Genomic DNA, 17003 nt, shown 5'->3' with positions numbered 1-17003 from the left:
TTACAACCTTATGTTTAAGTTGCTGTATCATACCAATTAAGTGTAAAAATAGTGTAAAATTTGCTAGCGTTACGGTCGTATATAGATATATCCCCGCAACTGCCTTTCTATCAATTCAACAATCCCTGCAGTGACCACTTCTACACCATCTATAAGATCTTTTTTTTCTATATGCAGTGTCCGCATGGTGTTACCGCATGCGATGAATTCCACATCATAAGTCATGAGTGCTTCGACGCGTTTTCTAATGTCTCTATCCCCGTGTTTTAAAAGTGCTTCTATCCCTTGGGAATAGGCAACAATCACCACTTCAACATTCTCCGGTCCGTAAAATTTCATCACATTATTTGCAGAACTCAAGACATGATTGATTTCTTTTCTGTCTCTAACAGTAATGGGGAATATAAATTTTCTTGGATTATCGATCGCTGGCTTGGGGTTGGCAAACTCTGTCTCTGCCGATACAAACTGCATCAAGCAGATGCAAACTAAAAGTATCTTTTTCACTGTTTTTTCCTTTTTATTTTTTCTGCCTCTTTAAGAATCTCCAGGAAATCCTCTTTGCTCCATGAGCCGGGGATACGCTTCGTCTTTACACTTCCACTTTGCTGGTCGGCAAAGACAAAAAAGAATGTCGGGGTCATACTGACACTTAACCCAAGAGGCAGGGGTTGCTTGCTGACATCTACATGAAGTACGATGAACGATTTTTTCAGAAGATCAATGACTTCTGCATCAGAAAAAACCCGTTTCTCCATTTTTTTGCAATATCTGCAATGGGGTGCGGTTGCCTTGATCAGAATAGTTTTATGTTCCTCTTTTGCCCTTTTGAGTATTGTACCAAAAGAACCATCTTCTGCTTTTGCTTTTTTCTGAACCTTCTTGTCATAATCATACACAAAATTACTAATGGCCTCGATGTCTTCCGTGGTCAACTTTCCTTTGAGACTAGGCATCGTTTTAAAACACTTTCCGATCTTTGGATTAAGCACGCTCTTGCTTTTATCGGGATAAATAATATAATCGGCAATGAACGAACTAACCTCCAAACGCTGTATCTCTTCATCTGAACGGGGATCTCCGATCTTTTCTTTCATGCTTCGTGAGATCTGGCTGATCGTAGGGGCTTTGAGCTTCAACAGTGTATTGTTTGCTTCGAAAAAATTTTCCGCAAGTTTCTCTTCTGCGATATGAAGTTGGTGACACTTGGAACAAATGCTCCGATAAACCGATTCTCCCCTGTCGGCATACAATGATGCAACACATGCCATACCAACTACAACACTTCTGAATAGATACAGAGCACTATATTTCATTTTTTTGCCTTTTTGCTTTTTGCCTCTTCTTTTGCCTCTTTAAGCAATGCAAGAAAATCCTGTTTTCCCCAGGCTCCGGGAATATTTCCAAGTACATTGCCATATTTGTCAATAAAAATAAAACTCGGCGTAAGTTCAGCTTTCAACCCCAAAGGCAAAGCATGGGTAGAAATATCAATGGACACCGGAATAAAATCTCTCTCTATTGCCCGAATCACCTCCGTATCTATCATCACTTCCCGTTCCATTTTTCTACAAAAATGGCATGTTCGGCTCATCGCTTCGATCATTATGATCTTATCTTCTTTTTTTGCTCGCTGCAGGGCTTTTTCAAATCCTTCGAATTTAACACTTTTCTGTTTTACGATCTCTTCATCAAAATCATACAGATATGTGCCTATCTCTTCGAGTTCCTCTTCACTCACCTTACCTTTAAGTGATGGCATCGTATCAAAGACTCTCATCACCTCATCAAGACAGAGACTTTTATCGCGGTCAGGATTCACTACATAGCTACTCATGAATGCGATGACCTCCATGCGGTGTATCTCCTTATCCCCTTTTGGATCACCAATACGCTGTTTCAGTCGATAGGAGAGTTGATTGAGTGTCGGTGCTTTAAGTTTTAGCAGGGTATTGTTATGGTCCGCAAAATTCTCTTTAAGTTCTAACATAGGCACAAAAGGTATGTGACAGGACAGACAATGCTTTTCAAACAGCACTTTACCCTCATCTGCACACACGCTCAACAGCATAGCGGCTATCAACCCTATGATTTTCATTCTTCATCCTCTATCATTTCCAACTCTTTGTAGGCATCCAGAACATTCCGGGCATGAAGAACATCATACAGTTTCATATTTTTATACTGTGGCATGGTGACTTTTTTTGTAATATCTTCCATACCCACATCTTCATCCAGGGCATCCTGCACTTCTTTTTTCATCTCTTGCAGATAACTTCTAAAATGTTTTGTTACGGTTGCATCAGTCTCATAGCCGTGCCCGCCAACGATTACTTTGGCACCATACGCATCTATCTTGTCCAATGCCTCAAGTGAACCGACCAAAGAGCCGTCCCGTAAAGAGGTAAGCCTGCCGCTAAAAACAAGATCTCCGGCAAACAGTACCTTCTGCCCCTTCAAAAAGACGATCAGGTCCCCTTTGGTATGTGCCGCCTTTACAGGCTGACTGATCATAAATACTTTGTCTCCCGCCTTCAAAGTAAGGTTGTTATCCACTATCGTATCCAGTTTTACAATGGAGGTCTTTCCATAAAGCTCTTTTCCCAACACACGCTGCATTCGTGTCTCCATACCGGCAACTACATTTTGTTCATAAGTCCTCGGACCTATCAACAAAGCACCTTTGCTCTTGTAAAAGCTGTTACCAAGCCAGTGGTCGTCATGATCATGGGTTGTAATGACATATTTTACGGGAAGTTTTGCGATCTGCTGCATCCTCTCATAGGCTTGAGAAGCATAATCGTATGTGGGGCCGCTGTCGATAACAACAAACCCCTCTTTTGTATGAACAAAACATGTATTGACCATATTGCCACCATTCTCTTTACTGATATTTTCCAGTTTTCCAAAAAAACAGTATGTATCCTCTGCAACCTTTTTGGGTACAAGGTTGTACTCAAATGCCTGCAGAAAAAGACTCATTAGAGAGATAAGGACAATATGCTTCATCTCAATGCCTAGAAAAGATAGTTGAATTCTAAACGAAATTCATCATATGACCAATCTTTTTTATAGTCAGTAAGACTGCCTGGTTTGAGTGTCGTGTCATCCGCAGAAACATGACCATAACGCATTCTCATTTGAAGATCTTGTGTAATATTCGTCCAGGTATCTATGTGGATTACATTACTGTCTGAAGGCACATTCTTGTTATCATCAAAATCCTGGATCGCATAACGAATACTTGCTTTCCATGTCGGGTTGAATTTATAGACTGCTCTCAGCATAATCGTTTCAGTATTTGAGAACCAGTTATACTGTGCCATTGCTCTGGTAAATCCACCTGTAGGGAACCCTCTCCATGGTGCAACAATATCAGCTTCATCAGCTACTTTTGAATAACCTAATCTAAAGAATCCTTTTTTATCCGGCATTAAAACATCTAATCTTGCATTGAATAAACTTGAGTCCAATGAGTTTTTTGCACCGTCACTATATCCTATCATTGATTTACCTAACGCATTTACTGGATTCTTAGTGCCATTCACACTAATAACTGCTCCTCCACCATCGTCATTTTGAATAAACTCACGAATACCCGGTCTTACTGCCCATCCTGAGTCAGAAAGAGGGATTTTATAGTGTGCTTCAATCACCCAATCCTGCAATACGCCTGGGATTTGAAGAAAACTTCCTGTTAGTTTTAAATTTTTAATATATTTGGTTGTAATATCTGCAAGATACATGTTGTGATCAGGATCTTCACCTGCATTCACAAAATTATTATAATTTAAACCTCTGTGCTTTCCTGCATCATCATTGTTGTTCCAGGATTCTCCATTAGCATCCTTAAAAGTAATCACATCATGTGAATTTTCATGGTCTCTCAGCTTTTGAGCGCCAAACCAGGCAACTCTTGCCTTTGTTTTAGGCGCAATTTTCACTGCAGCAGAAGCACCGTCAAAGGTATTCGGGATCATTTTAGTATCATTGGATTTAGTAAATACAGATTCAAAAAGTTGACGACCGGCTTTTACATCAACCGTACCATTGTTATACTCTAAATACCCCTCACCCAAAGTATGAAGACCAAATCCACCACCGGTTTTTACCTTATAACGACTGAACGTATCTTTACCTGCTTTAGCGAAGCCGACTTCGTCTGCATCAGGTCTGAAGAAATCCGGGTTCATGGATCCGTAATAGCCTACTGTAAAACTGAAACCGTTTAAGATTGCAGATTTATAAATTAAACTACCGCCTAAGCCCATCTCTTTTGGCGCATTATTTGGTGCACCATCTGCTGCCCAATGCCAATAGAAACTATTCATTCTCAATCTACCGTAAAACACACCTTCTGAAAACAGATCATGGATGTTATCTACTGCACCGGGGAGCACTTTGTAATTCAGTGTCATATTACCGTTCAATGTTCTTTTTACCACATCTTCTTTTACCGGTGCTTCTGCAGGTGCGATATCACCGCCTGCCATCAAAGCAGTACTTCCCATTAATAACGTTGCCGTTACCAATCCTAATTTTATTGTTCCTTGTTTCATTTCTCTTCCTTTTATTCGTTCATCTTTTTGAAAAGATAAGTTTTGCTATAATTAAAAAGTGATATTTACTATCACAACCATGGGTGCCCCGTCTATGTCAAGAAGGAAAATGACAATAATCTCTGGACAAACAAAGACGGGGCACGGTTATAACGTCAGCACTTGGCACCTTTAGCCGGACATCCACAATCATAATCCAATACTTTTACGTTGGACTCCATGCTGATATCTACAACTTTTTGTTTACGTATATAATCACTCACCACTTCATAGACAGCACGTATTTTTTTCTCATCCAGGTTTTCACCTGCATTTTGTAAGTTTCCTCCCCATGAAGAAACCCTGTAGGTCTTTTTTAGATCGATCGGCTTACCTCCTATCTTGAAATCTGAAATACGTTTTCCCGATGCTGCAGCAACTTTAATGCTGTAGCTTGCACCTGTCAGACGACTCATGTCTCCGCCCTGCTGAAGCAGAGGATTTTCATTAAATACATTGTCAGCAATGTCTTCCATCAGGTTCGCTATCACTGCACCTTTAAGATCGAAAGTATACACTTCCGGATATGTGATCGCTGTCATTTCGTAGACATTGTCTTTGAGTATCTTGTCACCCGGCAGGAGCGTCGTTCCCCATCTATACCCAGGTGTAAATACGATATCACTTCCCATCTCTGTCTGGATCGCCTGGCCTATAAGTGCATCAAAGGTGGAGTAGAAAGTATCTCTTTTATAAAGGAGCCCTTTCGTCGTTCCCAACACTTCATTAAGCTCCTTATCAAATGGTGCATACGATTTGGCAACAAGTTCATCCCCTGCTTTATCTGCCGGTATGAGGTTTGAAGCTACAGGCATCAGTTTAAAGTTATAGCCTGCCACTTTCTTGTCTTTGATATCGATATCCAGTCTGCCTACATATTTACCATGACTGCCTGCAATCAGAATCACAGTATCATTCACAATAATAGGTTTGGGACTAGGATCATGTGTGTGGCCACTCAAGATGAAATCAACACCTTTCACTTTTTTCGCCAATTCCTGGTCTACAGAGAAACCATCATGACTCAACACAACCACACAATCCACTTTTTTCTCATTACGAAGCTCATCAATGAACTCCTGAAGAGACTCGTGTCTCAGTGCAAAACTCCATCCTTCAGTAAACTTTTTAGGGTTGGCTGTAGAAGTGAACGGAAATGACTGTCCGATAATACCGATCTTCGCTCCACCAACTTCTTTAATGGTGTATGGAGGGAAAATCAACTCTTCAAAGTCATCAGAGAAAGGATCGTTGTCAATGACGTTTTGAGAGATAAACTCTCCTTTCAACATCTTGATAAGCTCCATCACTCGCTCTTTACCATAGGTAAATTCCCAGTGACCTACCATCACGTCCACACCCAGATAATTCTGTGCTTCAACAATGGCCGCCCCGTCCGTTTTCAGTGCAACTGCCGTTCCCTGCCAGGTATCGCCGCTGTCCAAAAGAAGGACATTTTTTTCGCCTCTCTCTTTTTTGACATGGTCAATGATAGGTTTTATGTGGGCAATTCCACCCATTTTACCGAATTTCTCAGCAAGCGTTTCAAAGTCATTATAGGTATCAAAATATTGATCCAGTGAACCAGGTTTAATACCGTAATAACTCTCAAAACTGTCTCCACAGATGAAGCCTGGTGTTCCTACCAGGTTTTTTGCAGAGATCAATGTTGATGGCTCTCTCCAGTAGAGTGGTTTTATATGTGCATGCAGGTCGCAAATATGCAGGATGGTCGCTTTACCTTTGGGCTCAAAATCCACAATATCAGAAAAACTTAGTTTTTTGATACGCTCCTTGCCGGCTTCTCCGGCAAAGAGATTCGTTCCTCCTGTTGCACCCAACAAACCTAATGCTGCTGCAATCTGAAGGAAATCTCGTCTGTTAATATCCATTGTATCCCCTTATCTTTTCAAACCAGGAATGGCAATAGCTTTTTTCTTGTCCTGTGCCAGCTTAGTGACATAGATTTCAAGGCCTACCATTTCTTTGGATCCTATCGGAATCACTTTAAGCAAAGCATTTTTCATACATCCCTGAAATCTTCTTTGCAATGTTCTGAGACTGGACTTCGTCATACGATATGCAGGCCATGTCACTCCAGCTCCGGCTTCACCAAGATCAGGAAGAGGTTGTGTTCTAAGCACCATACCCACGATATCTTTACTATGACAGGAGTTACAGGAAAGTCCTCTCCCGCCTCTTGCTGTCATAAAGGTCTTTTTACCCAATTCATAGGCCTCTTTTTCATGTGGCTCATTCAAATCAAGATTGGGTACTTCATCATTTGCCAATGATTTCACATATGCCAGCATAGAGAACATTTTTTTATCTTTGAGTTTTGTTATTTTTTTACCCTGTTCAGCCTCCATTGCCTGCATTACCTGGTCGAGCCCAACGACATTTCCAAGCTTTTTCACATATTTTGGAAAAGAGGCAATCTCTTTAGGCAACTCTTTTTCACTCACTCCCAAAAACTTTGCAAGTGCCGCTTCGCCACCCAGTTGTTCTTCAAGTATCTCTCCACCCTCTTCCACATAAATATCAGCAGGGTTGTTTTCCAACATCTCTTTATACATTGCTCTGTCAGCATCACTCATAGCGAACTGCTCTCCTGCAGTTGCCATAGTCACCAAAAGAGCCAATGGTAATATCACTCTTTTCATTGCTTATCCTTTTGGTTTAAGTTTTTTGCTTTTACTGTTTTTCTCACCTGTATTGTCTGTATAGTCTACTGTGATCTTACCTTTTCCGGGTACCTTGAAGTTAACAGAAAAGTAAGGGTTTGTCGAAACAGTTTCCCATACTTTCATCGTAGTGAACGGCTTACCGTCGAAACTGAATGTAATGCTGTCTATATAGTGCGCAGGCTTTATTTTGCCTGTTTTCTTGTCTTTCTTTAAACCTGTATCCATCGGGTGTATGACAATAAAGTCAACTTTTACTATATCTCCCGCTTTATACTTCTTTGGTTTGATCTTTATCATTGATTTTCGTGCTTCTGCCATTTGTTATCCTTTATATACTGTTATTTTTATATGTGCATTACCAGACTGGCTGAAATCAGCCACATCCGCCAATCGTTACTTTTACACTTTTTGCTGCCTTGATGAACGTACCGTCACTTAGTTCCGCAACACCGATCACTTCCTGCGTAGAACCCAATTTGATTCTCGTAGCAAAATAGGCTTTGCCATTGGCTGGTGTAAGCATCACATCTACACATCTTGAATTACCGTTTTTTGCAGCAAGCACATGAATAGCCTTGACATAATTTCCCTCTTCCATAGGATGATCGACATTTACTTTGACAGGGACAACCGCACCGTTCTCTGCGATCTCAGGTACAGTAAGTTTTACCTTGTCACTCTCTTTTGCGCCTTTTCCTCCCGTGATCGCATCAATTGCAGCCTCTACCGATAAGGCATTCGGGCCTTTTGGCACTGCCTTTTTTTCTTCTTCTGCCATGAGTACTGCAGGAGTTGCTGTTGCAACTACCGCCGAAACTGCTGCTATACTTTTTATAAAACTTCTTCTTTTCATACTTTACCTTCCTTTTATTACTTTTGCTTTTTCTCAGATACTACATACGATGTAAGATCACATATCTCCTGTTCATTGAACAGCTTGGTTGTAAGATTTACAGTCATGTGTGTGTCTGGATTGTCTATCCTCGGATCTGCAATCTTTTGAAATACAAATGGATAATCTCTTGTTTTTGTATCAATGAACATTGCTTTGTACCCTGTCAGGTCAGGACCGATATTTCCGGCACCTTTGGCACCTTCGATATTGTGGCACGCCACACAGTTTCCATACTGTTTAGGCTTTTTTTTGCCATTCTTCTCAACAAATTTTGCCAATCCTTTTGGTGGCTTCTTTTTTGCTTTTTTCCCATTCAGATTATGGAAAATATACTCTCCTCTTGCAATGGACGCCGCATCTGTTGTTACACACCCTTTGGGCATGGTATATTTCGTCGGTTTGGCAAGTTTGTCTTTTTCTATCAGCTTGCTTGCATCGGGCATTTCATATGCTTTGGTCAAATCTACTGCATTCACCAGTGATGTTGATGAAATCAAGATTGCAGCAACAGTAACAAGTTTGATTTTTCTTTGCATTTACACTCCTTTTTTTATAGTTACGAAAGCATCATAACAAAGAAGTGTAAAAAAACTGTAAAAAAAATAAATGTATGATTATTAAAATAAATTATTGACTTGAAAATGTGTAGGTAAAGGTCGTTCCTCTGCCAAATATTGACTTGACATCGAGGCCTATATGCTCTTCTTCTGTGATCTGCTTAACGATATTCAGGCCTATACCAAAACCGCCCTTGGCCTCATCTTCCCTGTAATATCGGGAAAAGATCTTTTGCACATTCTTTATGCCAACACCATGGTCTTCAACCTCAAATACGACCCTGCCTTCTACAAGCCTCAGCGAGATAAGCACCCGGGTATCGTTGTTGCTGTATTTAATAGCATTGGAGATAGTGTTGTCCACGATGCGCTGCAGTTTCGTTTTTGAACAATGATACATCACCCCATTTTCAATATGGGTATCGAGTACAATATTTTTCAGGTTGGCAACCTCTTGAAAATAATCTACCCTGTTTTGGACGAACTCTCCCATATCTATCATTTTTTTTGTGTACTCTATCCGCCCCTGCTTGATGAGGTAATCCATATCATTATAGATGGTTGCAAGCGTTTTGGAAGCAGACTTTATGCGAGAGAGGTATTTATTGTCTCCATTTTTCCCGACAAAAAGGTCTACATTGAGATTGATGATGCTCAGAGGTGTATTGATCTCGTGCATGGAATCTTTGATAAAGTTGTCCAACTGCCTGTTCAGTTTTTCAAAAGGTACGGAAAAATTACGCAACAGCAAAAGAGAGAAAATGAAAAGTGCAATGAAAATAGCTATCAGAACTGAAAAAGCATACAGATAGATACTACTGGAAGTATGTACCGTTTCAACCACCAGTATCGATGCTCCAAAATAATAACCTTTCGGCAGAGGATAGACATAATAGTATCGGTTTGCATAATGGTGAAAGCCCTCGGTAAGTGTATTTGGCTTAAAATCCAATGTTGAAAAGATCGTTTTATACCTTTCATCATAGAGTGCCGCACTATACTCTTTATACCTTGGGAAATGGTATATTTTGTCACTGTTTTTATAGTTTTGCATGGAAAGCATGATCTCTTTTGCCTTGGAATCCAGAGAAAGCTTAACTTTTGCCTCGTCGATCTGCAATAAAAGACCGACATAAGTGATCAGGGGTACGATCAGTAAAACCGCCAATACCGATGAATAGATAATCGCATATTTACGGGCAAATTTACGGGCATCAAAAATCAATACTGTACCCCACACCACGGATATTTCTGATAAAATCATGTTTCAGTTTTTTACGCAGAGTACCGACCTGTACACGGATATTGGTCGGGTCGATCCATTCTCCCCATATCTCTTCCCAGAACATTTCATACGATACGACATTCCCTTTCTGCTTGATAAGCAGTTCGAGTATCTTCGCTTCTGTTTTTGTAAGTATGATATCTTCATCTTCAAAAGAGAGTTTTAATTTTTTAAGATCATAACAATACCCAAAAGGGAGTTCAATACGTTCGTCCTGGGAAGAGAAGCAGTATGTTTTAATGACCTGTTCCACCCGCAACCTGAGTTCGGCAAGGTCAAACGGTTTGCGTATATAATCACATGCTCCACACTCATAACCACGGGTTAAATCTTCTATATCTGTTAAAGAAGTGATGAAAATCGCCGGTACCGTCACCCCTTCTTTCCTCAACATATCGAGTATTTCGAAACCATTCTTTTCACCCAGTACCTTTACATCCAGCAACAGCAGGTCATATACAGTTTCATAGATGGAATCGTAAGCTTCCTCTGAGTGGGCAAAACAGTTCACCTCATACCCACTGTCTTCAAGAAACTCTTTCATACTCAAGGCCAGTATCGATTCATCTTCCAGTATAAGTATTTTCATTTTATCACCCCAGTCTTCTTTTCGTTATGTTTATTGGAAAGTATGATATCGATCAGTTCTTCTTTGCTGTACTCCCCAAGAATACTTTTTGCTTCAGATTCAAATTCCTGTTTGTCTTCTTTTTTCAGGCGGGGAAGCAGTTCAATCAGTTCTTTATCGTATCCGTTTCTAAAACTGCCAAAAGGATGTGCCCATGAAGCAACAACGTTCTGCATATCTTCATCTGAAAACTGTGTAAAGAATGAAAAACCCTGATTCTCGTTTTCATAATCCTTCAATGCTTTTTGGGAAAGTGCAAGTACATACACGCCTATTTTATCTCCCTTCCCGTTATGCATAGGCTCTAAAAGATAATAGGTACCCTCATGCAGCATATAAGTTTTTTTTTCGAGTTTATTCCAGTCTATTGTCTGTAATTTTTCTTTCGCTTGCTGATGATAATTCTGGTTAGCCAGAATATGGTTATGTATCACTGGAAAATTGCGCATTAATGCAGCTTGTTCCAGAAAACGTTCATCCATCAGCGCAAAAAGTTCTATGCCTTTTCTGCGGAGTTTTACCGAAAATTCATCAATCAACTTAATCGCTTCGAGATACCCTATAAGTTTTTTCCCACTGCGTACGGGTATGGTGGCCTTAAATGTCAACAGTCTTCCTATTTCCATACCCACTTTAGGTTGCTTATTATGTTTCAATTCCTGTAGGTCATCCCTGAACCACCAGATGGGCATACCTTCAAATCCTTCGTTCCAGCTTCGTGCAAAAATATAGAAATCTGGTGTAAGCAGCTGTATGCGTAGTGACTGAAGATGCGTATATTTTTTAAAGCGTCGGGTAATATTCCGCAGAATCTCATACCCCTGGGATTCATTATCGTTTAGGAGTGCATTTTTAATAGCTGCATCTTCTGCCAGAGCCAGGGAAAGCGACAACAGGTCTGTCATTTCATAAGCAAGTCCGGCTCTAAAGTTCGATATGATATGGTCACCCAGCGTTTCCAGCCTGGCTTCCCTGGTCTGTTTAAAAAAGAAAAAAACCGATGAAAAGAGAATGACCAGTATAAAAAAGGTAATCCAAATAAATATTTTATTATAGTACTTCATTATTTTAATCCTACGAAACAAACACTGTATTTGGGCTTAACGCAAGCAATAACCATAGAGATTTTATAGCTCTTTATACTTTTTTTACACTTTTCTGATATTAATAGAATTATGGGCACCTCTAATAACCCTAAATACTCATAATGGGTTATTAGAGGTGCCCTTGCATACAAAGGATATCAATGAAAAAGATTCTTGTCATATTACTCTTGGCATGCGCCATCCTCCATGCAGAGGAAGAGACGGCACAGGTTGTTTACGACCTTACGACTGGGAACCTGATGACATTGGAACGCAAGTTACTTAAAGGTGTTGTTGCCAATAAAGCACACTATCAAGGCAAGCTCAAAGAGCTTAATGTTGTCGTGGTCATCCATGGTGGAGCCTATAAGTTCTTCACAAAAGATCCGATCCATTCCATTTTCAAGGGGGACAATGCCCTTATGAAAAATCACAAAACACTTGCCAAACGCATTAAATCCATGATGAAGAATTATGATGTGGAATTTCTTATGTGCGGTGCCGGTATGTCCAAAAAGAAACTGCAAGCAAAAGATATATATAGTTTTGTTAAAATAATCCCTAATTCCACCATTGGACTCATAGACAAACAGAATGAAGGATATGCTTATATCCCCATTGGTGACTAAAAGGAGCCATTATGGCAACAATTACAAGAAGAGGTTTTATGAAAGGGGCACTGGCAGTCAGTGCTTTCCCGCTTGTCTCTCCAGCAAACGAAGCGGAGGAAAACGACCGTCTTAAATTCATTCATATTACAGATTCACATATGGATCTCAGCAACGATGAAAGTGTGGAAGCCATGGAACTCATGGTGGCATTCGTCAATAAAAACTACCCTGGTCTGGATTTTGTTCTTTTTGGAGGCGACAACTTCAACAACAATGTCAAAGGCAATTCCGATGCATTGAAATTCAAAGAAATCATCGGAAAACTGCACTGCCCCTCCTATGTGGTCCGAGGCAACAAAGAATCTTCGCCGAAGCCAAATGACAGTATCCATCTGGATGAATTCAAATCGCTATTTATGGACGATAAAGCACTGACCGTACGGGGGAAAGACTGGCTGCTGGAGAAAAAAGGAGTACAGATACTGGGTCTGGACAGCTGCATAGAGAATGCCAATAACGGGATCTATACCCAAGAGACGATCCATTTTGCAAAAAAAGTTTTAAATGCCGGAAAACCCTCAATTATCCTCAACCACCATCCCTACACAAATTACTGGAAAGGAACAAAGGAGAAAGATCTGCACAAATATGTACTGAACAACACTAAAGAGGTACAGCAGGCTCTCTTTTCCTATCCCAATCTTATGCTTACGCTCTCAGGACATAAACACATAGATTCCGTCACACAGATCAACCATGTTAAAGTTGTGGTTACCAGAGGATTCATAAGACCCCTGGATATGGATATGTATCCGATGCGTTATGTTGAAGTCCATGATGGAAATATCCAGGAGAAACTGATCTATACCGCCTGATCAGAGCTTGAAAGAGAAGGTGGACCCTTTATCCAGCTCACTCTCTATTTCCAGTGTGCTGCCATGCAGTGTCAAAATGGTTTTTACGATGGAAAGTCCCAGCCCCATGGAATTGTCCCAGTTATGTGTACCGGAACGATAGAATTTTTTTGTCACCTTTCCCAGGTCTTTCTCACTGATCCCCGTTCCCTTGTCGATCACGGAGATTCGATCTTCATCTATCCTGACTGTGATGGTATCTTTGGAATATTTCAAAGCATTTTCGATCAGGTTCTTCAGCACCAGTTCGATCAGTGTACGATCCGCTTCCACAGTACGCTCTTGACCAATGACTTCGATCTCTCTGTCTTTATAGGCTTCCTGTAATACCGCTTTTACCTCGTTGGCCAGAGAGAGCAGATTGAAAGTACTTTTATGCAGTGTTGCTTCACCACTCTCAAATTTGTTCCATAAAATAAGCCGTGAGAGAAGATCTTCTATTTTTTGACCATTGTTGTAAACCTTTCCCAGAAACTTCTCCTGTAAAGGCTTGGGGATATCAGGGTCTTCCTGTAATGTCTGTGAATATCCCATAATGGATGCAATGGGATTTCTGAATTCGTGGGCGATGGCAGAGAGCATGTCAGCACGCTGGCGGTTCTTGAGTTTGAGCTTGGCATTGTAGCGCTGTTTGATATCTTCACGTTTTTTGGCATTTTTGAGTACACGGATCAGATTCTCGTTGATCTCTTCGAATTCACGCGTAAAGAAGCATGTCTCGTAATCGATCTTTTCTATCTCATCAAGATTCTTGAGATATTTGTTGATCACTTCAAGCTCGTTCTGCATACGTTTGGCACCACGGAAAATGGAGAAGATAAAAATAGCGAAAGCGATGCCAAGCAAAACGATGGAAAGGAGTATATCCTCCCGTTCCTGCATAACGACTACGATGAGGACAGAAAAGAGGATAAAAAGGAATACGCCGAGTGTCACCAGTCTGGCCATGACATATTCGGTAAATTTCGGTTTACTGAACACTTGTTTCCTCCTCCTTTAAGAACTACCTGAAACAGACAGGGAAAACCCGATCTCCCGGGGAGATCACTTCTGTGCAGCTCTTTTCTCTTCCACAGTAGTGATAAAGCTGAGGAAGTCATCCACATCATAATATCCGACCAGTTTCTGGATCACCTCTTTGTCTGCATTCATAAAGAAGATGGTCGGTACGCCGTCGATCTCAGGCAGTGTTTTCACTGCTTTCTCATCTTCCTCCATAACACGGACAGTCACATAGTTGGAAAGCTTCTTTTCCACACCTTCGTCACCCAGTGTACGATAGCGCATTTTTTTGCACCATTTGCAGTGTTCTCCTTCCACCATGACCATGACGACCTTATGCTCTTTGGCCGCTTTTGCAAAAGCAGATGAGAGGTCTTTCTGCCAGTCGATATCGGCAAAGAGCTGTGTGAACATCATGAGAATAGAGAAAAGTAAGATTTTTTTCATGGTATTATCCTTGGGTGAAATACTTGATCGTTTCTTTGAAAACTTCATACAGTTTTTCAACTTCTTCGATCGAGGTTCTCTCATTGGGTGCATGGATCGTATCGTTGATCACACCGAATTCAATGACATCTATGTTGTCGGCCGCGATGAATCTTGCATCACTGGTCCCGCCTGCCGTAGAATGTTTTGGCGTGATGCCGCAGACTTTCTGAATGCTTTCATCCAGGGCATGTACGATCGGCCGGTCGGGATCCGTCAAAAAAGGTGTGGCAGACTGTTTGAGTGTCAAGTCATAATCCATTCCGTTGAAATAGGTGTGCACAAATTTCTCCACATCTTCCAAAGTCGTTTCAGTCGAGTTGCGGACATTGAACATCATTTTAAGTTTTCCCGGTGTAACATTGGTAACTTCCATACCGGCACGCAGGTCGGTGATAACGAACTGACTTGGGCCAAAAAATTCGTCGCCCTCATCAAGGTTCACTCCCGCCATCATTGGAAGCACCTGCGCCACCTTGTGAATGGGATTCTTTGCTTTCTCCGGGTAGGCTGCATGTCCCTGTATGCCGTGTTTTTCTATCACGCCGTTGACGGAACCTCTCCGTCCCACTTTGATCGCATCTCCAAAAGCCGTTTCACAGGTCGGTTCCGCCACGATGCAGGCATCAGGGAGCAGGTCAATCTCTTTAAGGTGCTGAAGCATGATCTGGGTGCCGTAGGTGGCATCGCCTTCTTCATCTGAAGTAAGCAGAATGGAGAGCCTGCCCGAAAAGTCTTCACACTCTTTGACCGCCTGCACAAAAGCAGCCACACCGCTCTTCATATCCTGTGTACCGCGGGCATAGATCTTTCCCTCTTTGATCACGGGAACGAAGGGATTGGTATGCCAACCGTCACCGGCAGGAACGACATCGACATGACCGGCAAAGCAGAGATGGGGTCCCTCGGAGAATTTTTTGGTCAAAAAGAGATTCTTTACTCCCTCTTTGTTCACATATGTTGCTTCGTACCCTTTAAGATAAGATTCTATGAATGCCAGGGAACCTGCATCATCGGGTGTAACGGATTTGAAGCTCAACAGCTTCATTAAAAGGTCGACGACATTCATTTTTGCTCTTTTTATTTTTCTATTTCACCGCGATACGATACGATCCCGCCGATGTGGTTCAATATTTTACTGTGGCCGTTCTGTGCGAAGACATGCTGCACCTGCCCGCTTCGGTTATCTGTCCGACAGGTAAATATAATAGTTTTATCTTTGTATGAATCAAAAATTTCCTGGGCCCACTGCTGGAACGTGGACGTTGGCCTTAACATATCCACACCTTTGATGTGGCCCATGTTGTACTCCATATCTTCCCGTACATCGATAAGCAAAAAATCTACTTTTCCTTCTTCTCTGGCTTTCAACAGGGTTTCAAGTTCCGAGGAACTGACATGGTTTTTTTCAAGAAGTTCTTGCATAATACTCTCCGTAGTCTCAGGATTTTTTTCACTCCTGATGTTAAAATGATCGCGTATTGTACCCTATCTTATTTAACGTTACTTCCTGCACTAACTGTTCTCAGCCACATATTCAGGCGTACAGAAGATACCGCAGTGGCATTTCCCCTCATTGGGGACCTCATCGTTGATCGCCTGGGGACAGGGACAGATACGGTCATCCGAACTTTTGAATTTTCCAGGTTTGGACTGATCAGGCTCTACCATGTAGCAGGGACAGAATCTTTTTCCGTAAAGCATTTTATGTCTGGCCAGACCGAGCTGTACACCTTCATTGACATCATGCATCGGATGGTATTCCCATCCGAACTGCTTGCATACCTTATCTGTGAACTTTTTTGTTTTTTCCAGTTCTGCCAAAAACTCGGGGGAACTCATATCCAGTTGCTGCATCATATTTCAATCCTTTATACTTGCTATACTTATAATTATAGTTATATCTTAAACCAAATTAATATATAATGATACAGTTATAATATAAAGATAAAAAGGGAAACTGTGCAGATAGACAACACTGTTTTGGAAAAACTCGAAAAACTCTCCCATCTTCGTATCGATGATTCAAAAAAAGAGGAAGTGATGGGTCAGCTGAGTGAAATACTCGGCTACATCGATAATCTCAACGAACTCAATACGGATCATCTCGATGCAGCCTTTTCGACACTGAAGGGAGGAACACCCTTGAGAGAGGACATCCCAAGAACAGAGAATAACATTGCCAGGGACATTCTCTCCCGTGCACCTGAAAGCAAAGATGACTTTTTCATTGTACCTGCGATTATCGAATAAAG

The 17003-nt window shown here is 41.2% G+C and carries 21 protein-coding genes; 3 read left to right on the top strand and 18 right to left on the bottom strand.

What is annotated here, in order from left to right; translation table 11 throughout:
* Positions 1-69 precede the first annotated feature (69 nt).
* The 13 genes from SUN_RS02610 to SUN_RS02550 form a co-directional block, all read right to left on the bottom strand.
* Positions 70-507 carry a DsrE family protein gene (locus SUN_RS02610; RefSeq protein ID WP_011980199.1) on the bottom strand — a complete coding sequence of 146 codons (438 nt, stop codon included), beginning with the start codon at positions 505-507 and terminating at the stop codon, positions 70-72.
* Positions 504-1316, bottom strand: coding sequence for a thioredoxin family protein (locus SUN_RS02605; protein ID WP_011980198.1), 813 nt, complete (start codon positions 1314-1316; stop codon positions 504-506). The genes SUN_RS02610 and SUN_RS02605 overlap by 4 nt, the downstream gene beginning before the upstream one ends.
* On the bottom strand, positions 1313-2098 hold the full coding sequence (locus SUN_RS13300) for a thioredoxin family protein (RefSeq protein WP_011980197.1): 786 nt from the start codon (positions 2096-2098) through the stop codon (positions 1313-1315). The genes SUN_RS02605 and SUN_RS13300 overlap by 4 nt, the downstream gene beginning before the upstream one ends.
* Positions 2095-3009: an MBL fold metallo-hydrolase gene (locus SUN_RS02595; protein WP_011980196.1), complete on the bottom strand. Its 915-nt coding sequence runs from the start codon at positions 3007-3009 to the stop codon at positions 2095-2097. Before SUN_RS02595 ends, SUN_RS13300 begins: the two co-directional genes overlap by 4 nt.
* An 8-nt stretch (positions 3010-3017) precedes the next feature.
* Entirely contained in the window at positions 3018-4559 is a 1542-nt protein-coding gene (locus SUN_RS02590) for a hypothetical protein (RefSeq protein ID WP_011980195.1), read from the bottom strand.
* Between the two features lie 155 nt (positions 4560-4714).
* Complete coding sequence (soxB, locus tag SUN_RS02585; protein WP_011980194.1) at positions 4715-6490, bottom strand: thiosulfohydrolase SoxB; 1776 nt, start codon at positions 6488-6490, stop codon at positions 4715-4717.
* A gap of 9 nt (positions 6491-6499) precedes the next feature.
* A complete protein-coding gene (gene soxA, locus SUN_RS02580; RefSeq protein WP_011980193.1) occupies positions 6500-7261 on the bottom strand; it encodes a sulfur oxidation c-type cytochrome SoxA in 762 nt (253 codons plus the stop codon).
* A gap of 3 nt (positions 7262-7264) precedes the next feature.
* The gene (gene soxZ, locus SUN_RS02575; protein WP_011980192.1) at positions 7265-7603 is read right to left on the bottom strand and encodes a thiosulfate oxidation carrier complex protein SoxZ; all 339 of its coding nucleotides are present in this window, start codon (positions 7601-7603) and stop codon (positions 7265-7267) included.
* A gap of 55 nt (positions 7604-7658) precedes the next feature.
* Positions 7659-8138 carry a thiosulfate oxidation carrier protein SoxY gene (gene soxY, locus SUN_RS02570; RefSeq protein ID WP_011980191.1) on the bottom strand — a complete coding sequence of 160 codons (480 nt, stop codon included), beginning with the start codon at positions 8136-8138 and terminating at the stop codon, positions 7659-7661.
* Positions 8139-8155: 17 nt separating this feature from the next.
* Positions 8156-8716, bottom strand: coding sequence for a sulfur oxidation c-type cytochrome SoxX (soxX, locus tag SUN_RS02565; RefSeq protein WP_011980190.1), 561 nt, complete (start codon positions 8714-8716; stop codon positions 8156-8158).
* Positions 8717-8807: 91 nt separating this feature from the next.
* Entirely contained in the window at positions 8808-10001 is a 1194-nt protein-coding gene (locus tag SUN_RS02560; RefSeq protein WP_070108832.1) for a sensor histidine kinase, read from the bottom strand.
* On the bottom strand, positions 9952-10611 hold the full coding sequence (locus SUN_RS02555; protein ID WP_011980188.1) for a response regulator transcription factor: 660 nt from the start codon (positions 10609-10611) through the stop codon (positions 9952-9954). Before SUN_RS02555 ends, SUN_RS02560 begins: the two co-directional genes overlap by 50 nt.
* Positions 10608-11714: a cache domain-containing protein gene (locus tag SUN_RS02550; protein ID WP_011980187.1), complete on the bottom strand. Its 1107-nt coding sequence runs from the start codon at positions 11712-11714 to the stop codon at positions 10608-10610. Before SUN_RS02550 ends, SUN_RS02555 begins: the two co-directional genes overlap by 4 nt.
* Before the next feature lie 182 nt (positions 11715-11896).
* Here SUN_RS02550 and SUN_RS02545 point away from each other — a divergent pair, with 182 nt between their 5' ends.
* A complete protein-coding gene (locus SUN_RS02545; protein WP_011980186.1) occupies positions 11897-12364 on the top strand; it encodes a DsrE family protein in 468 nt (155 codons plus the stop codon).
* A gap of 11 nt (positions 12365-12375) precedes the next feature.
* Entirely contained in the window at positions 12376-13221 is an 846-nt protein-coding gene (locus SUN_RS02540) for a metallophosphoesterase family protein (RefSeq protein ID WP_011980185.1), read from the top strand.
* On the opposite strand, the gene SUN_RS02535 is transcribed toward SUN_RS02540, so the two are convergent.
* The 5 genes from SUN_RS02535 to SUN_RS13735 all read right to left on the bottom strand — a co-directional run bounded on the left by SUN_RS02535 (position 13222) and on the right by SUN_RS13735 (position 16608).
* Entirely contained in the window at positions 13222-14241 is a 1020-nt protein-coding gene (locus tag SUN_RS02535) for a sensor histidine kinase (RefSeq protein ID WP_011980184.1), read from the bottom strand. It lies immediately after the preceding gene.
* A 63-nt stretch (positions 14242-14304) separates the two neighbouring features.
* Positions 14305-14709, bottom strand: coding sequence for a thioredoxin family protein (locus SUN_RS02530; RefSeq protein WP_011980183.1), 405 nt, complete (start codon positions 14707-14709; stop codon positions 14305-14307).
* Between the two features lie 4 nt (positions 14710-14713).
* The gene (gene dapE / locus SUN_RS02525) at positions 14714-15817 is read right to left on the bottom strand and encodes a succinyl-diaminopimelate desuccinylase (protein ID WP_011980182.1); all 1104 of its coding nucleotides are present in this window, start codon (positions 15815-15817) and stop codon (positions 14714-14716) included.
* Positions 15818-15828: 11 nt separating this feature from the next.
* The gene (locus tag SUN_RS13740) at positions 15829-16173 is read right to left on the bottom strand and encodes a rhodanese-like domain-containing protein (RefSeq protein ID WP_011980181.1); all 345 of its coding nucleotides are present in this window, start codon (positions 16171-16173) and stop codon (positions 15829-15831) included.
* A gap of 90 nt (positions 16174-16263) precedes the next feature.
* Complete coding sequence (locus tag SUN_RS13735) at positions 16264-16608, bottom strand: ferredoxin-thioredoxin reductase catalytic domain-containing protein (RefSeq protein ID WP_041672658.1); 345 nt, start codon at positions 16606-16608, stop codon at positions 16264-16266.
* A 102-nt stretch (positions 16609-16710) separates the two neighbouring features.
* On the opposite strand from SUN_RS13735, the gene gatC reads away from it, so the two are divergent.
* Complete coding sequence (gatC, locus tag SUN_RS02510; protein WP_011980180.1) at positions 16711-17001, top strand: Asp-tRNA(Asn)/Glu-tRNA(Gln) amidotransferase subunit GatC; 291 nt, start codon at positions 16711-16713, stop codon at positions 16999-17001.
* The last annotated feature ends 2 nt before the right edge of the window (positions 17002-17003 follow it).

It is taken from the genome of Sulfurovum sp. NBC37-1 (genome assembly GCF_000010345.1).
Classification (GTDB): Bacteria; Campylobacterota; Campylobacteria; order Campylobacterales; family Sulfurovaceae; genus Sulfurovum.
The sequence above is the reverse complement of the archived record's forward strand: the minus strand, read 5'-3'. Positions and strand labels throughout refer to the sequence as shown.

Coding starts and splice junctions, on each gene's coding strand:
- SUN_RS02605 (WP_011980198.1), bottom strand. CDS start 1,316: ATGAAATATAGTGCTCTGTATCTATTCAGAAGTGTTGTAGTTGGTATG.
- SUN_RS13300 (WP_011980197.1), bottom strand. CDS start 2,098: ATGAAAATCATAGGGTTGATAGCCGCTATGCTGTTGAGCGTGTGTGCA.
- SUN_RS02595 (WP_011980196.1), bottom strand. CDS start 3,009: ATGAAGCATATTGTCCTTATCTCTCTAATGAGTCTTTTTCTGCAGGCA.
- SUN_RS02590 (WP_011980195.1), bottom strand. CDS start 4,559: ATGAAACAAGGAACAATAAAATTAGGATTGGTAACGGCAACGTTATTA.
- soxB (WP_011980194.1), bottom strand. CDS start 6,490: ATGGATATTAACAGACGAGATTTCCTTCAGATTGCAGCAGCATTAGGT.
- soxA (WP_011980193.1), bottom strand. CDS start 7,261: ATGAAAAGAGTGATATTACCATTGGCTCTTTTGGTGACTATGGCAACT.
- soxZ (WP_011980192.1), bottom strand. CDS start 7,603: ATGGCAGAAGCACGAAAATCAATGATAAAGATCAAACCAAAGAAGTAT.
- soxY (WP_011980191.1), bottom strand. CDS start 8,138: ATGAAAAGAAGAAGTTTTATAAAAAGTATAGCAGCAGTTTCGGCGGTA.
- soxX (WP_011980190.1), bottom strand. CDS start 8,716: ATGCAAAGAAAAATCAAACTTGTTACTGTTGCTGCAATCTTGATTTCA.
- SUN_RS02560 (WP_070108832.1), bottom strand. CDS start 10,001: ATGATTTTATCAGAAATATCCGTGGTGTGGGGTACAGTATTGATTTTT.
- SUN_RS02555 (WP_011980188.1), bottom strand. CDS start 10,611: ATGAAAATACTTATACTGGAAGATGAATCGATACTGGCCTTGAGTATG.
- SUN_RS02550 (WP_011980187.1), bottom strand. CDS start 11,714: ATGAAGTACTATAATAAAATATTTATTTGGATTACCTTTTTTATACTG.
- SUN_RS02545 (WP_011980186.1), top strand. CDS start 11,897: ATGAAAAAGATTCTTGTCATATTACTCTTGGCATGCGCCATCCTCCAT.
- SUN_RS02540 (WP_011980185.1), top strand. CDS start 12,376: ATGGCAACAATTACAAGAAGAGGTTTTATGAAAGGGGCACTGGCAGTC.
- SUN_RS02530 (WP_011980183.1), bottom strand. CDS start 14,709: ATGAAAAAAATCTTACTTTTCTCTATTCTCATGATGTTCACACAGCTC.
- dapE (WP_011980182.1), bottom strand. CDS start 15,817: ATGAATGTCGTCGACCTTTTAATGAAGCTGTTGAGCTTCAAATCCGTT.
- SUN_RS13740 (WP_011980181.1), bottom strand. CDS start 16,173: ATGCAAGAACTTCTTGAAAAAAACCATGTCAGTTCCTCGGAACTTGAA.
- SUN_RS13735 (WP_041672658.1), bottom strand. CDS start 16,608: ATGATGCAGCAACTGGATATGAGTTCCCCCGAGTTTTTGGCAGAACTG.